12 protein-coding genes are annotated in these 14,990 nt (G+C 61.6%); 11 read left to right on the top strand and 1 reads right to left on the bottom strand.

Annotation, left to right across the window (positions count from 1 at the left end; all coding sequences use genetic code 11):
• Positions 1-75: 75 nt before the first annotated feature.
• The 11 genes from Q0X23_RS14005 to Q0X23_RS13955 all read left to right on the top strand — a co-directional run bounded on the left by Q0X23_RS14005 (position 76) and on the right by Q0X23_RS13955 (position 11,102).
• Positions 76-1,392, top strand: a complete 1,317-nt coding sequence (locus Q0X23_RS14005) for an acyl-CoA dehydrogenase family protein (protein ID WP_297860850.1) — start codon at positions 76-78, stop codon at positions 1,390-1,392.
• A gap of 1 nt (position 1,393) precedes the next feature.
• The gene (locus Q0X23_RS14000) at positions 1,394-3,013 is read left to right on the top strand and encodes an AMP-binding protein (protein ID WP_297860849.1); all 1,620 of its coding nucleotides are present in this window, start codon (positions 1,394-1,396) and stop codon (positions 3,011-3,013) included.
• 2 nt (positions 3,014-3,015) lie between these two features.
• Positions 3,016-3,429, top strand: a complete 414-nt coding sequence (locus Q0X23_RS13995) for a RidA family protein (RefSeq protein WP_297860848.1) — start codon at positions 3,016-3,018, stop codon at positions 3,427-3,429.
• 10 nt (positions 3,430-3,439) lie between these two features.
• Positions 3,440-4,669 (top strand): kynureninase, encoded by a 1,230-nt coding sequence (gene kynU, locus Q0X23_RS13990; RefSeq protein ID WP_297860847.1) that lies wholly within the window; start codon positions 3,440-3,442, stop codon positions 4,667-4,669.
• Positions 4,669-5,505: a tryptophan 2,3-dioxygenase gene (kynA, locus tag Q0X23_RS13985; RefSeq protein WP_297860846.1), complete on the top strand. Its 837-nt coding sequence runs from the start codon at positions 4,669-4,671 to the stop codon at positions 5,503-5,505. Before kynU ends, kynA begins: the two co-directional genes overlap by 1 nt.
• A gap of 75 nt (positions 5,506-5,580) precedes the next feature.
• Complete coding sequence (locus Q0X23_RS13980) at positions 5,581-6,750, top strand: ABC transporter substrate-binding protein (protein ID WP_297860845.1); 1,170 nt, start codon at positions 5,581-5,583, stop codon at positions 6,748-6,750.
• 239 nt (positions 6,751-6,989) lie between these two features.
• Positions 6,990-7,883, top strand: a complete 894-nt coding sequence (locus Q0X23_RS13975; RefSeq protein WP_297860844.1) for a branched-chain amino acid ABC transporter permease — start codon at positions 6,990-6,992, stop codon at positions 7,881-7,883.
• A gap of 9 nt (positions 7,884-7,892) precedes the next feature.
• On the top strand, positions 7,893-8,816 hold the full coding sequence (locus Q0X23_RS13970) for a branched-chain amino acid ABC transporter permease (protein WP_297860843.1): 924 nt from the start codon (positions 7,893-7,895) through the stop codon (positions 8,814-8,816).
• Complete coding sequence (locus Q0X23_RS13965; RefSeq protein WP_297860842.1) at positions 8,813-9,571, top strand: ABC transporter ATP-binding protein; 759 nt, start codon at positions 8,813-8,815, stop codon at positions 9,569-9,571. Before Q0X23_RS13970 ends, Q0X23_RS13965 begins: the two co-directional genes overlap by 4 nt.
• On the top strand, positions 9,568-10,278 hold the full coding sequence (locus Q0X23_RS13960) for an ABC transporter ATP-binding protein (RefSeq protein WP_297860841.1): 711 nt from the start codon (positions 9,568-9,570) through the stop codon (positions 10,276-10,278). Before Q0X23_RS13965 ends, Q0X23_RS13960 begins: the two co-directional genes overlap by 4 nt.
• Before the next feature lie 8 nt (positions 10,279-10,286).
• A complete protein-coding gene (locus Q0X23_RS13955; protein ID WP_297860840.1) occupies positions 10,287-11,102 on the top strand; it encodes an alpha/beta hydrolase in 816 nt (271 codons plus the stop codon).
• A gap of 27 nt (positions 11,103-11,129) precedes the next feature.
• Here Q0X23_RS13955 and dnaE read toward each other — a convergent pair whose 3' ends face one another.
• Positions 11,130-14,906, bottom strand: coding sequence for a DNA polymerase III subunit alpha (gene dnaE, locus Q0X23_RS13950; RefSeq protein ID WP_297860839.1), 3,777 nt, complete (start codon positions 14,904-14,906; stop codon positions 11,130-11,132).
• Between the last annotated feature and the right edge of the window lie 84 nt (positions 14,907-14,990).

Genomic DNA, 14,990 nt, shown 5'->3' with positions numbered 1-14,990 from the left:
TATTACCTGGTTGCCGCCCCCTTTTTAGGGGGTTGTGGGGGCTTGAACAAATACTGGCGCCAACGGAGACCTTGTATGCGCGATAACGCCTACCTCGACTGGCCCTTTTTCGAGCCCCGGCACCGCACGCTGGCCCACAACCTGCAAACCTGGGCAGCGCGTAATCTGGCCGCTCAACCAGCGCACAACGTGGACGATCCCCTTCGGGACGGAGCAAACTCCGTGCACCAAGTGGACGATCCCCTTCGGGACGGAGCAAACTCCGTGCACCAAGTGGACGATCCCCTTCGGGACGGAGCAAACTCCGTGCACCAAGTGGACGACGCGTGTCGTCAGTTGGTACGGGCGCTCGGTGCGGGCGGCTGGACGCGCTATGCGGTGGGGGGACTGGATTACGGCGGGGCACATGAGACCATCGATACTCGAGCGGTCTGCCTGATCCGCGAGAACCTGGCCTACCACCATGGCCTGGCCGACTTCGCCTTCGCCATGCAGGGCCTGGGCTCCGGCGCCATCACCCTGTACGGCACGCCCGCGCAAAAGGCCCACTACCTGACCCGGGTAGCCCGGGGTGAATTTATCGCTGCCTTTGCCCTTTCTGAACCGGATGCGGGCTCCGATGTGGGGGCCATGACCACCGAGGCCCGCCTCGAGGGCGACGCTTACGTGCTCAACGGGCAGAAAACCTGGATTTCCAACGGCGGCATAGCCGACTTCTATGTGGTCTTCGCCCGTACGCCGGGTAGCCAGGGCTCTAAGGGCGTGAGTGCTTTTGTGGTGGACGCAGACACGCCGGGTTTGGAAATCGCTCAGCGCCTCGAGGTCATCGCGCCCCACCCGCTGGCCACGCTGCGCTTCCGGGATTGCCGGGTTCCGGCCAGCCAGCGCCTGGGGGAGGAAGGGCAGGGCTTCAAGATGGCCATGCAGACCCTGGACATCTTCCGCACCTCGGTAGCCGCCGCCGCGCTGGGTTTTGCCCGCCGGGCGCTGGACGAAGCCCTGGGGCGGGCTACCACCAGGGCCATGTTCGGGCAGACCCTGGCCGACTTCCAGCTCACCCAGGCCCGGCTGGCCCAGATGGCCACCCAGGTAGACGCCGCCGCACTGCTCACCTACCGCGCGGCCTGGCAGCGCGACCAGGGGCAGCGGGTCACCCAGGAAGCCGCCATGGCCAAGCTCACCGCCACCGAGAACGCCCAGCAAGTCATAGACGCCGCCTTGCAGATGTGGGGGGGCCTGGGCGTGACCCGAGGACAGGTGGTGGAGGCGCTGTACCGCGAGATCCGCGCCCTGCGCATCTACGAAGGGGCCAGCGAGGTGCAGCTCCTCATCATCGCCAGGGAGCTGCTCAAACACTTCAAGGAGAAACAACCCACCAAAGGAGGGGTCTAAGATGGGGTACAGTGCCCACATTGACACCTTTGCCAGGGACAACCTACCGCCTAAGTCGGAGTGGCCCGAGCTGATTTTTACCCTGCCGGAGCTTCAGTTCCCCGAGCGCTTGAACTGTGCAACCGAACTGCTGGACAAAATGGCAGCCCGGCATCCCCAGCGCTTGTGCGTGCGGACAGCGGGGCTTTCTTGGACGTATGGCGAGCTGCTGGAGAAAGCCAACCGCATCGCGCGGGTGCTGGTAGAGGACATGGGCCTGGTGCCCGGCAACCGGGTGCTGCTCAGGGCCCCCAACAACCCCATGCTGGTCGCGGCCTGGTTCGCGGTAATGAAGGCCGGAGGCATCGCCGTGACCACCATGCCCCTCTTGCGGGCCAAGGAGCTTACCGAGGTGGTGACCAAGGCCCAGGTCTCCCACGCTCTGTGCGACGGGCGTCTACGGGAGGAGCTCGAGCTCGCCTTACCCGGCTGCCCCACCCTGGAGCAGGTGCTCTACTGGGGCGAAGGCGGCAACCTGGAAGACCGCATGGCAGCCAAGTCCCCCAGCTTCCAAAACCTCGAGACCGCCAGCGACGACACCTGCCTGATTGCCTTCACCTCCGGCACCACCGGCAAACCCAAGGGTTGTATGCACTTCCACCGCGATGTGCTGGCCATCTGCGATACTTTTGGCAAGTACGTACTTCGGGCCTCGCCGGACGACGTGTTTATAGGTAGCCCGCCCCTAGCCTTCACCTTCGGGCTAGGCGCTCTGGTGCTCTTCCCCATGCGGATTGGCGCTTCAACGGTGCTGCTAGAAAAAGCCAGCCCGGACCTCCTTTTACCGGCCATTGCCGAATATAAAGCCAGTGTGTTGGCCACCTCGCCTACTGCTTACCGGGCCATGGCCGCGCAGGCCGGGAACCACGACCTTTCTTCGCTGCGCAAATGTGTCTCCGCCGGGGAGCCCCTGCCTGCCTCGACCCGAATGCGGTGGAAGGAGACCACAGGCATTGAGCTCATCGACGGCATCGGGGCCACCGAGATGCTGCACATCTTCATCTCCCACACCGAGACCGAGGCCAAACCAGGCGCCACCGGCAAGCCGGTGCCGGGCTACCAGGCCTGCATCCTGGACGACGACGGCCAGCCCCTGCCCCCCGGCCAGATAGGACGTTTGGCGGTCAAGGGCCCCACCGGCTGCCGCTATCTCTCCGACGAACGCCAGCGCAGGTACGTGCAGTACGGCTGGAACATCACCGGCGATGCCTACTTGCTGGACGAAGAGGGCTACTTTGTCTATCAGGCCCGCACCGACGACATGATCGTCTCTTCCGGTTACAACATTGCCGGCCCCGAGGTCGAGGATGCCCTCCTGCTGCACCCCGACGTGGCCGAGTGCGCGGTGGTGGGGGTGCCTGACCCGGAGCGCGGGCAGATTGTCAAAGCCTACGTGGTACTGCGGCCTGGGGTGGTGGGCTCTGCCGAGCTAGTTAAGGCGCTACAGGACTTTGTGAAGCAGAAAATCGCCCCCTACAAGTACCCCCGGGCCATCGAGTTCCGCGAGAGCCTGCCACGCACCCAGACCGGCAAACTGCAGCGCTTCGTGCTGCGCCAGGAGGCTCAAGGGGTGGGGAGATAGTTGTGGAACGCACCCAGGAGAGCCCGCAAATCCTGCAACCGCCCGGCTGGGCCAGACCCAAAGGCTACGCCAATGGCATCGCTGCGCGGGGCCGGCTGGTCTTCATCGCTGGTATGATTGGCTGGAACCCACAGGGGGTCTTCGAGACCGACGACTTTGTGGGCCAGACCCGCCAGGCCCTGCAAAATATCCTCGAGACCCTCGCTCAAGCGGGCGGAAGACCCGAGCACCTGGTTCGCCTGACCTGGTTCATCACCAGCAAACAGGAGTACCTGGCCTCGCTGGACGCACTGGGGGCCGCCTACCGCGAGGTGATGGGGCGGCACTATCCCACCATGTCGGTAGTAGAGGTGCGGGCCCTGATGGAAGACCAGGCCAAGGTGGAGATCGAGGCCACCGCCGTGATTCCCGACTGAAGGAACCCCTATGACCCAAGCCGAGATAGAAGCCCTGGACCTTAGCGACCCCCTGGCCGCCAAACGCGAGGCCTTTGCCATCCCCGAGGGGCTGGTATACCTGGATGGCAACTCGTTGGGGGTGCTCTCCAAAACGGTACAACAACACCTGGAGCACGTGGTGACAGAGCAGTGGGGCCGTGACCTGATCCGAAGCTGGAACACCCATGGCTGGGTGGACCTGCCGCTCAAGGTGGGGGCCAAAATCGCCCGGCTGATTGGCGCTGAAGAGGGCGAGGTGGTGGCCGCCGACTCGACCTCGGTCAACCTGTTCAAAGTGCTGTTGGCAGCCTTGAAGCTGCGCCCGGAACGCAAGGTAATCGTCTCGGACATCGACAACTTTCCCACCGACCTCTACATCGCCCAGGGGGTTGTCCAGCTTCTTGGGAGTTTCGAGCTGCGCCTGGTAAAGAAAGATGAAATCGAAGCCGCCCTCGACCACCAGACTGCCGTGCTGATGCTAACCGAGGTGGACTACCGCACCGGCTACCGCTACGACATGGCCGGTCTGACCCGGCTGGCCCACGATAAGGGGGCCCTGGTCATCTGGGATCTAGCCCACAGCGCAGGAGCCTTTCCGGTACACCTGAACCGGGACGGGGTGGACTTTGCGGTGGGTTGCGGCTACAAGTACCTGAACGGCGGCCCCGGCGCACCGGCCTTCTTGTTTGTGGCCCGGCGGCATCAGCCACACGCCTTTCCTTTTCTGTCGGGCTGGATGGGCCACCAGGCCCCCTTTGCCTTTGTACCGGAGTACGTGGCCGCCGAGGACATCCGGCGGCTTACCGTGGGCACGCCTGCGGTGCTCTCGATGAGTGCCCTGGACGCGGCGCTCGAGGTGTTCGCGGACGTGGAACTGGAAGTAGTACGGGAAAAGTCGCTCAAGCTGACCGACCTGTTTATCGATTTGATGGCGCCGCTGGCCGCCCGCTACGGTTTTGAGCTGGTCACGCCCAAGGAGCACACCCAGCGCGGCAGCCAGGTCTCTTACCGACACCCCGAGGGCTATGCCATCATGCAAGCGCTTATCAGCCAGGGGGTGATTGGCGACTTCCGCACGCCCGACATCATGCGCTTTGGTTTCACCCCGCTTTACCTGCGCTTTGCGGATGTGCCAGAGGCCGTAGGGCGATTGGAGCGCGTGATGCGACTGGAGCTATGGAAAGACCCACGCTTTAGCCAAAGGGCCAAGGTGACCTGATGAACACCCCCAGGGACGAAACCTACACCCAGGCCCACACCGACTTCAGTCAGGATCTGTCGTATGGTGACTACCTGATGCTCGATCAGGTACTCTCGGCCCAGCGCACCCTCACCCCGGCTCACGACGAGATGCTTTTTATCGTGATCCACCAGGTGCAGGAGTTGTGGATGAAACTTATTATCCGTGAGCTCACCAGTGCGATGAGCCTGCTGAAGCAAGGTATCGTGGATCCGGCGCTCAAGATGCTGGCCCGCGTCTGCCGCGCCCAGGAGCAGATGGCGGCCAGTTGGGAGGTGCTTAAAACCATGACCCCTTCCGACTATCTGCAGTTTCGTTCGTCCTTCGGGCGGGCCTCCGGGTTTCAATCGCACCAGTACCGGCTGATCGAGTTCCTGTTCGGCAACAAACAGCCCTTTATGATGCGCCCGCACCAGCACCGGCCCGAACACCACCGGCTGCTGGAGCAAGCCTTGCAGGCCCCCAGCCTCTACGACATCTCCTTGCATTTGGTCGCGGCCAGAGGACTGGAGATTCCCCAAACTGTGCTGCAGCGGGATTTTTCCCAACCCTATATCCCCAACGAAAGGGTACGGACAGCCTGGCTCGAGGTCTACCGTCAGCCTGAGCGGCACTGGGATCTGTACTACCTGGCCGAGAAGCTCGTAGACGTGGAGGACAACTTCCGCCGCTGGCGCTTCAACCACCTGACCACCGTAGAGCGCATCATCGGGCATAAGCAAGGCACCGGCGGAACGGCGGGCGTGCCCTATCTGAAGCGGGCTCTGGACATCGTGCTGTTTCCCGAGCTGTGGCAGGTTCGCACCGATCAATAGGGCAGAAAGAGGGACTAAACAAAGCGCCATGAACCCGTTATCATTCGACCAAAACGGCAAGCGATGGGAGGAAAGATGAAAAGAATACTTTGGCTAATGGTTTTGTTGGGGTTGGTAGGTTTCTCGCTCTCGCTGGCCCAGCCGCGCACGGTCAAGATCGGCTTCGTCAGCACGCTTTCCGGCGGCGGCGCGGCCCTGGGCATTGATGCCCGCGACGGCTTCAACCTGGCGGTGCGGCTTTTGAATAACCAGCTGGGGGGTGTGCCGGTAGAGGTCATCGTGGCCGACGACCAGCAAAACCCCGATGTGGCTCGGCAGGCCGTGGATCGGATGCTCAAACGCGAGCGGGTCGACTTCATGACCGGCATCATCTTCTCCAACATCCTGCTGGCCGTGGGCGATGCCATTTTCGAAGAAAAAATCCACTACATCAGCTTGAATGCGGGGCCCTCAGAATATGCCGGGGAGCGCTGCAATCCCTACTTCTTCAACGTGGCCTGGCAGAACGACAACCTGCACGAGGCCATGGGCCGGTACGTCAACACCCGCCGCTTTGAGAACGTCTTCATCCTGGCCCCCAACTACCCCGCCGGGCGCGATGCCCTGACCGGTTTCAAGCGCTTCTACAAGGGCAAGATTGCAGCAGAGGTCTATAACCGCCTCAACCAGCTTGACTTCTCTGCCGAGATTGCTCAGATTCGCGCGGCCAGGCCCAAAGCGGTCTACACCTTCCAGCCCGGCGCGATGGGCGTGAACTTCATCAAGCAGTATGCCGAGGCCGGTCTGCTACGTGAAATTCCTCTGTTCTTGCCGGGCTTTTCTGCCGATGCCGATGTAATCCGGGCCGTGGGCCGTCCGATGGTGGGCATCTACAACAGCTCGCACTGGGCCTTGGAGCTCAACAACCCGGTCAACCAGCGCTTTGTGGAGGAGTTCCGCAAAGCCTATAACCGCACCCCCACCCTCTATGCTTCACAGGGCTACGATGCAGCCTTGATGCTGGATGCAGCCATCCGGGCCGTGGGGGGCGATGTTTCCAGGAAAGACGACCTGCGTAAAGCCTTCCTGGCCGGCTTTAATAGCACCCGGGGGCCCCTCAAGTTCAACCCAAACGGCTACCCCATCCAGAACTACTACCTGCGCCAGGTGGTGCAGGCCCCGAACGGCGAGATCATCAACCGGCTGGCGGGCAACATTTTCTCCAACCACAGCGATGCCTATGTCTCGCAGTGCAAACTGAAGTAATGGGGTAAGCACCGCAGATGTGCGTGTGCGCCCACCGCTTCTTTAGCATCAGGTGAGGGGTTGAGTCAACCAGAGCATCCAGATCTGGCCCTGCCGCAGGCGACCGGGCAGACGCTTTGGCCCAACGGTCCGAACTCGAGACGCTCCACGAGGTAACTCGAGAGCCCTGCCATAGCCCCCTGCGCCTTCCCAACCCCCACCCCCGCGATACCATGCCTCCATCCCTTTTCCTTGAACAAATGCTAAACGGTGTCCAGTTTGGCCTGATGCTCTTCTTGTTGGCCGCCGGTCTGACCCTGGTGTTCGGCATCATGGACATGATCAACCTGGCCCACGGCTCGCTCTACATGATTGGGGCCTACCTGACCGCGACCTTCGTGGGCCTCACCGGGGTGTTCTGGCTGGGGGTCTTGCTGGCCGTGGTCGGGACGGCACTTATCGGGATGCTCCTGGAGTTCTCTATCCTGCGCCAGCTCTACAGGCGAGACCACCTGTCGCAGGTGCTGGCCACCTTTGCCCTGATTCTGATCATCAACGAAGTGGTACGCATCATCTGGGGTTCACAACCCCTGCTGCTTTCGGCCCCGGAGGGCTTGTCGGGCCCCATCGAAATACTGCCCGGCCTCAACTACTCGGCCTTCCGGCTCACCATCATTGGGGTGGGCCTGGTGGTCGCAGTGGGCCTGTTTTTACTGGTCAATAACACCCGGGTCGGCATGTGGCTCCGGGCCGGGGCCTCCAACCGCGAGATGGCCCAGGCCATGGGCGTGCCCATCAAGCCCCTGTTCACCCTCCTGTTTGGGGTAGGAGCAGCCTTGTGTGCCATCGCCGGGGCTTTCCTGGGGCCCATCCTGGCCGTGCAGGTGGGCATGGGCGAGAGCATCCTGATTCTGGCTTTTGTGGTGATCGTGATTGGGGGTATTGGCTCCATCAAGGGAGCGCTGGTGGGCGCACTGCTGGTAGGCATTGTGGACACCGCCGGAAGGGCCTTTTTACCCCTTTTGCTGAGCCAGGTGGCCTCGCCCGAGGTGGCCTCGAACCTGGGCCCAGCCCTGGCCTCCATCCTGATTTACTTGCTGATGGCCGTGGTGCTCTTCTTCAAACCGCAGGGGCTTTTCCCGGCCCGTACCTAGGAGCAATCGATGCCACGCTACTGGCCAATTCCCCTGGTGCTGCTGGGCCTCTTGCTGGTGTTTCCACCCATCGCAAGTGCCACCGGACTGGAGTTTTATACGGGCCTTATCACCAAAATAATGATCTTTGCACTGGCCGCTAGCAGCCTCAACCTGATTCTAGGTTATGGCGGCATGGTGAGCTTTGGGCATGCGGCCTATTTTGGCGTGGGAGCCTATGCAGCAGCCATTTTGGCCCGTGAGGGCGTGAGCTCGGCCTGGGTGATATGGCCGGTGGCCATGGTTCTTTCTGGCTTGCTGGCCTTCTTGATTGGGGCCATCTGCCTGCGTACCCGGGGTGTTTACTTCATCATGATTACCCTGGCCTTCGCGCAGATGATCTACTTTTTGGTGGTCTCCTTCAAGCAGTATGGGGGTGAGGACGGGCTGCGAGCCCGACGGCCCGATTTTGGGCTCTTTGAGCTCTCCGACACCACCCTCTATTACCTGACCCTGGCCGTGCTGGCAGCCGTGCTCTACGGGTTGTACCGGCTGGTGAACTCGAGGTTCGGGCGCGTGCTGCAGGCCATCCGCGAGAACGAGAGCCGAGCCGCCGCTATCGGCTATCCGGTCTACCAGTTTCAACTGGCGGCCTTTGTGATTGCCGGGGCGCTGGCGGGGCTGGCCGGGGTGCTGATGGCCCATTACACCCAGTACGCCTCGCCCAACCTGCTGGCCTGGCAACAGTCCGGCCACCTGATGATGATGGTCATTCTGGGAGGCGTGGGGCAGTTTTGGGGTGGGGTGCTGGGGGCTGCAACGCTGCTCATTGTGGAAGAAATCCTGCAAGACCTCACCATCTACTGGCAACTGGGGGTGGGCCTGATTCTCTTGCTGATTGTGCTGTTCGCGCCCATGGGCATCGCAGGGCTGTTTGGGCGGAGGGCGCGATGAGTCTGTTGGCTATTGAACACCTCACCAGGCAGTTTGGTGGATTGGCGGCGGTAAACGACTGCAACCTTACGGTGGAACCGGGTGAGGTTCATGCCCTGATCGGCCCCAACGGCGCCGGAAAGACTACTTTGATTAATCTGATCAGCGGTGTCCTCTCGCCAACCAAAGGCCGGATCCGCTTTGATGGACACGATATTACCCACACCCCCCAGCACCAGCGGGTGCGGCTGGGGCTGGCCCGCACCTTTCAGATTACCAACCTCTTCAAGCGCTACACCGTGCTGGAGAACCTCGAGCTGGCCGTACAAGCCCGCAGCGGCAGCAGTTTTCGCTTCTGGAGTCCGGTCAAGCAGGAAAAAGCGCTGCGTGAGGAAGCCGAACAAATTGCGGAACTGCTGGGCCTGACCGCCCGCAACCACACAGAAGTAGCCCAGCTCTCGCATGGTGAGCAGCGGCAGCTCGAGGTAGGACTGGCCCTGGCCTGCCAACCGAAAATGCTGCTGCTCGACGAACCGATGGCCGGCATGGGGCCAGAGGAGTCGGGGCGCATGGTGGAGCTCATTGCCAAACTTGGGCAGAGCGTAACCATCCTGCTGGTGGAGCACGATATGGACGCGGTCTTCCGGCTAGCCCGGCGCATCTCGGTGCTTGTCTACGGGCAGGTGATCGCCTCGGGCCCTCCGGAGGAAATCCGGGCCCACCCCGACGTACACAAGGCATACCTGGGCGACGACCCCGGAGGCAAGCACGCATGAGCATCCTGCTGGAAATTCAAGGCTTACAAACCTTCTACGGCCCCAGCCAGGTTTTGTTCAATGTCAACCTGACCATCCAGGAAGGCCAGGTGGCCACCCTGCTGGGCCGCAACGGGATGGGAAAAACCACCACCGTGCGCTCCATCCTGGGCCTGACCCCTGCCCGAAAGGGCCTGATCAGCTTTGCCGGTCGGCGTATCGAAGCCCTTCCACCCGAGCAGATTGCCGCTTTAGGCATCGCGGTGGTGCCCGAGGGGCGGCAGATCTTCCCCAACCTGACGGTGAAGGAAAACCTGATTGCCTTCGCCGCTAACCGCAACCAAAGCCCCCAGCCTTGGACGCTGCCACGCATTTACGAACTTTTCCCCCGCCTGCAAGAGCGGCAGCACAACCTAGGCAACCAGCTCTCCGGCGGCGAGCAGCAGATGCTGGCCATTGGCCGTGCCCTGATGACCAACCCCCGGTTGTTAATTCTGGATGAGGCCACCGAAGGGCTGGCCCCACTCTTACGCGAGGAAATCTGGCGCGTGCTCCGACTCCTCAAGCAAAGCGGCCAGACCATTCTGGTGATTGACAAGTACGTGGAGCGGCTGATTGCCCTGGCCGACCAGCACACCATCCTCGAGCGTGGGCGGGTGGTCTGGCAGGGCAACTCAGAGGCCCTGGGGGCCCAGCCCGAGCTGTGGAAGCGGTATCTGAGCGTATAGAAACTAACATGAGCACGCCTTCCTGGCACGAACTCGAGTACAGCCCACGGCTTTCGGTACCCGATGCCGCCCTTTACTTCCGGCGCTGGGCCGAAGAGTCCAGTGCGGCGAGGCAAGCGCTGGAACACCATGCCAGCCTGGCCTACGGAGATGGCCCCAAGGAAACCCTAGACCTCTTCCCTGCCCCGAACAGCCACTACCTCCTGGTGTTCATTCACGGGGGCTACTGGCGGGCCTTCGACAAAGACGATTTTTCCTGGCTGGCCCCGCCACTGGTAGAAGCCGGTATCAGCGTGGCGGTCCTGAACTACGCCCTTTGCCCTGCGGTGACGATTGCTGAAATTACCGAGCAATGTCGCCGGGCCGTAGCCTGGCTCTACCGCGAAGCGCCCCGCTATGGGGTAAGCCCACAAATGCTCCTTAGCGGGCATTCGGCAGGGGGGCACCTGACCGCCGAGATGTTTGCGACGCGCTGGGAGGCGTACGACCTGCCAGCCAAGGCGATTGTGGGCGGTATCGCCATCAGCGGCCTGTTTAACCTGGAACCTTTATTACAGGTTTCCATCAACACCGACCTGAGGCTTGATTTGCAGAGCGCCAGGGCCTCGAGCCCCATCTACAAACCCCCCACCCTTCAGGCCCCCCTGGTGCTGGCGGTAGGCGCGCTCGAGTCCAGCGAATTCCACCGCCAGAGCCAGCTACTGCACCAGGCCTGGCCACACAACTGCCCTGAAGTGATCTCGCTGCCAGGGCTTCACCATTTCAATGCGCCGGAGGCACTTACCAACCTTGGTAGCCCTGTCTGGAAGCCATTCTTGCGGTAACGCTGCAAGCAATAATGCCGCAAACAGCTAAAACGGCACCACTGGACCCTGGTCTGGCCCTTTTTGATTTCTAACATTGCCCTCTGCGGGTTTTCCATAGCCCAGCAGCATCTCGCGGTCGGGAATCAAGCGGGCCTCGAGCCAGTCCAGATCTTTGAGGATTGGCAGGGCCTCCTCGGCAGCCTTGACCTCGCGGGCCTCTACCAGCGCCCAGCCGCCCGGCCCCCGTACCTTGAGCTGAACGGGTAAAATGCCCGGGTATTCATCGAGTCGGCTGCGCAAGTCCAGCAGCTTTTCGTCGTCCATCAGGGCCATATCGAGCTCGAGTTCCAATACCTTGGGCATGCCCTCGAGTTCGTTGTAGGGAAACACGTCCTGCGCCACCACCCGCAGGCTCTCGCCCTCGCCATCCGGCTCCACCTCTACCACCACCAGAACCGCGGCATCTTCGGCAATGCGCGGGGAAATCTTGTCGTAGGCCTTGCCAAAGGCCACCACCTCCACCGCGCCCGTCTCGTCCCCCAGCGTAAAGCGCACCAGCATGCCCCCCGATTTGGTCGGCTTGCGCACAATTCCTTCTACCATCCCGGCCAGCAAAAGCCGCACACGGTTGCGGTTGCCTTTGAGTTCGGCAAAGGCCTGGGGCAGATCCTCCACCGTACAACTAGCGGCCTCGCGCAAGCCGCTGTAGCGGGAAAGCGGGTGTCCGGTAACGTAAATGCCCAGGGCCTCTTTTTCCATGCGTAGCTCAGTAATAGCGTCCAGCAGGGGCTTTTTGGGAATAACAGGTTCCTGAGACTCGCCAAAGAGGCCCATCATCCCCGACTGGGCCAGCTCGCGCTCGGCCTGGGCCCACTTGAGCAGATCGTCGAGGGCCGCCAGCATGGGCCCCCGGGGGCCAAACGCATCAAAGGCCCCCGCCTTGATAAGCGATTCCACCACACGCTTGTTGGACACCGTAGCATCCACCCGCTTCAGAAAATCGGGCAGCGATTTATAAGGCCCTCCCCGTTCCCGCTCCGCCAGAATGTGCTCGGTGGGGGTTTCGCCTACGTTCTTAACCGCCGAGAGTCCAAACAACACGCTTTTTTCCAGCGCCCGGAAGCTGAAGCTCGACTGGTTGATGTCCGGTGGCAACACCTCGACCCCCACCGCCCGGGCCGCCCGGATGTATTCGGCCACCTTGTCGGAGTCGCCCCGTTCAACCGTGAGCACGGCAGCAAAAAACTCCACCGGGAAGTGCGCTTTTACATAGGCAGTCTGGTAGGTCAGAATCGCGTAAGCAGCAGAGTGCGACTTGTTGAAACCATAGTTGGCAAAGGCTTCCAGCAAGTCAAATAGCCGGTCGGCCTCGTCCTCGGGAATGCCCTTCTCGGCTGCGCCTTTTTTGAACTGGGCGCGGTGTTTGACCATCTCCTCCATCTTCTTCTTGCCCATGGCCCGCCGCAGCAGGTCGGCCTCGCCCAGGCTGTAGCCCGCCGCCACCGTAGCAATCTGCATAATCTGCTCCTGGTAGACCGGGATACCGTAGGTTTCTTCCAGGATGGGGCGAATGTACTTCTCGGCGTTGGGAAACTGCGGGTACTCCACGGGCTCGCGCCCGTGATGACGGCGGATGTAGGTAGGAATGTTCTCCATGGGGCCGGGTCGGTAGAGTGCTCCCAGTGCAATAATGTCCTGAATCCGGCGCGGCTTGAGGCCCCGCACGGCACTGGTCATGCCCGCCGAGTCGAGCTGGAAGATCCCCTTGGTCTCGCCCCGGCCCAGCAGTTCAAAGGTAGCGGCGTCGTCCATCGGGATGGTGTCATAATCAATATCTACCCCCTTGGATTCCTTGACGATCCGCTTGCACTCATCCAGAAATGAGAGCGTGCGCAAACCCAGGAAGTCCATTTTGAGGAAGCCTAAAGCCTCCACCGAGCTCATGTCATACTGGGTGACCTTGGCCCCCGTATCGCCTGCCCGCATCAGCGGTATGTAGTCTTGCAGTGGCACATCGGAGATCACCACCCCCGCCGCGTGTACGGAGGACTGGCGGTTCAAGCCCTCGAGCTTCTGCGCTACCTCCATCACCCGCTTCACCAGCGGGTCTTTCTCCATCTCGGCCCGCAGATCGGGGATGGTCTCGATGGCTTTATCCAGCGGCATGGGCTTACCAAAGGTAACCGGGATGAGCTTGGCCAGCTCGTCGGCTTTCTTCACCGGCAACCCAAAGACCCGGGCCGCATCCTTGATGGCAGCCTTGGAGGCCAGGGTGCCAAAGGTGCCAATCTGGGCCACCATCTCGTCGCCGTAGCGCTGGCGCACGTACTCGATCACCTCCCCCCGGCGCACGTCGGAGAAGTCGGTGTCAATATCGGGCATGGAAACCCGCGCCGGGTTTAAGAAGCGCTCAAACAGCAAGTTGTACTCCAGGGGGTCAATGTTGGTGATGCGGGTGGCATACGTCACCAGCGAGCCCGCCGCGGAACCCCGCCCCGGCCCCACCGAGATGCCGTTGTCCTTGGCCCAGTTGATGAAGTCACCCACGATCAGGAGGTAGCCCGGAAAGCCCATCCGCTCCACCACGGTGAGCTCGTAGACCGCACGCGACAGAATGGCCCAGCCGTCCCAGACCATCCCTTCACGCAGTTCGGGCAGGTGGGCCCTGGCCGCCTCGAGGTCCTCTATCTGCGCAAGTTCCAGGGCCAGCACATTCCCCTCACCGTGGGGCACCGGACGGCCCAATTTTCGCAAAAACGCACGGTATAGCTCGGGCGTAATCCGGTCGGGGTAGCGCTTTAGTAGTCCCGCAAAGGTCAGTTCCCGAAAGTACGTCACCTCGGTGCGCCCTTCCGGTAAGGGATACTTGGGAATGCGGTACTGCACTTTCTTGGGCACCAGTTCCACGTTGCACATCCGCCCGATGTTCACCGAGTTATCGAAAAGTTCATCCATCCGGCTGCCCCAGAGTTCTTTTTCGTCCTGGAAGGTCTGGAACATCTCTTCGGGGCTCTTGACATAGAACTCGTCGCAGGGGAACTTCCAGCGGCCCGGGTCGTCCCAGGTGGCCTTGGACTGTACCGCCAGCACCACCGCGTGGGCCTCGGCGTCCTCTTTGCGGACATAGTGCCCGTCGTTGGTGGCTACGATGCCCAGGCCGTACTTGTCGGCCAGTTCCTTCAAAACCTTGTTCACCTTGTGCTGCTCGAGCAGGCCGTGGTCTTGAATCTCGATGAAGTAGCGCTCGGCGCCAAAAATCGAGAGGTATTCCTGCAAGCGCTTTTCGGCGTCCTCGTGGCGCTCCTGTAAGATGAACTGTGGAATTTCTGCCCCCAAACAACCCGATAAAGCGATGATTCCCGCATTATGTTCGCGCAGAATCTCGCGGTCAATACGGGGTTTGCCATAAAAGCCCTCGAGGTAGGCCCGGCTGGCCAGGCGCGAGAGGTTCTGGTAGCCCTCCATGTTCTGGGCCAAGAGCGTGAGGTGAAAGTAGCCCCCATCCAGCCCCTTTCCCTGCTTGCGGTCGAAGCGAGACTCGGCGGCTACATAGGCCTCGTAGCCGATGATCGGCTTGACCTCCATCTCGGTGGCGTATTTGTAAAACTGCACCGCCCCAAACAGGTTGCCGTGGTCGGTCATGGCCAGCATGGGCTCCTCGGGCGAGGTCTGTTTGACCCACTTGAGCAGGTCTTTGAGCCGTGCCGCCCCATCCAGCAGGCTGAACTGGGTGTGCTGGTGCAGGTGGGCAAATTTACAGACTGGACAGTTCGCAGGATTATGAACTTTGCGATTTTCGAATGGATTGAGGTCGCCTGGCATTATGAACAAAGCATAACGCAAAACAATCTGTATCCCAATGCCCCCTAGGCCTATGCGCTGGGGAGGTTGGGCAGGGTCGGCGCA

Source organism: Meiothermus sp. (assembly GCF_026004115.1).
Taxonomy (GTDB): Bacteria; Deinococcota; Deinococci; order Deinococcales; family Thermaceae; genus Meiothermus.
Note: the sequence above shows the minus strand (reverse complement) of the source record. Positions and strands in the feature narration are given on the sequence as shown.

What these genes read in the sequence shown, in the direction of transcription:
- Q0X23_RS14005 (WP_297860850.1), top strand. Translation starts at nt 76, where the DNA reads ATGCGCGATAACGCCTACCTCGACTGGCCCTTTTTCGAGCCCCGGCAC.
- Q0X23_RS14000 (WP_297860849.1), top strand. Translation starts at nt 1,394, where the DNA reads ATGGGGTACAGTGCCCACATTGACACCTTTGCCAGGGACAACCTACCG.
- kynU (WP_297860847.1), top strand. Translation starts at nt 3,440, where the DNA reads ATGACCCAAGCCGAGATAGAAGCCCTGGACCTTAGCGACCCCCTGGCC.
- kynA (WP_297860846.1), top strand. Translation starts at nt 4,669, where the DNA reads ATGAACACCCCCAGGGACGAAACCTACACCCAGGCCCACACCGACTTC.
- Q0X23_RS13980 (WP_297860845.1), top strand. Translation starts at nt 5,581, where the DNA reads ATGAAAAGAATACTTTGGCTAATGGTTTTGTTGGGGTTGGTAGGTTTC.
- Q0X23_RS13975 (WP_297860844.1), top strand. Translation starts at nt 6,990, where the DNA reads ATGCTAAACGGTGTCCAGTTTGGCCTGATGCTCTTCTTGTTGGCCGCC.
- Q0X23_RS13970 (WP_297860843.1), top strand. Translation starts at nt 7,893, where the DNA reads ATGCCACGCTACTGGCCAATTCCCCTGGTGCTGCTGGGCCTCTTGCTG.
- Q0X23_RS13965 (WP_297860842.1), top strand. Translation starts at nt 8,813, where the DNA reads ATGAGTCTGTTGGCTATTGAACACCTCACCAGGCAGTTTGGTGGATTG.
- Q0X23_RS13960 (WP_297860841.1), top strand. Translation starts at nt 9,568, where the DNA reads ATGAGCATCCTGCTGGAAATTCAAGGCTTACAAACCTTCTACGGCCCC.
- Q0X23_RS13955 (WP_297860840.1), top strand. Translation starts at nt 10,287, where the DNA reads ATGAGCACGCCTTCCTGGCACGAACTCGAGTACAGCCCACGGCTTTCG.
- dnaE (WP_297860839.1), bottom strand. Translation starts at nt 14,906, where the DNA reads ATGCCAGGCGACCTCAATCCATTCGAAAATCGCAAAGTTCATAATCCT.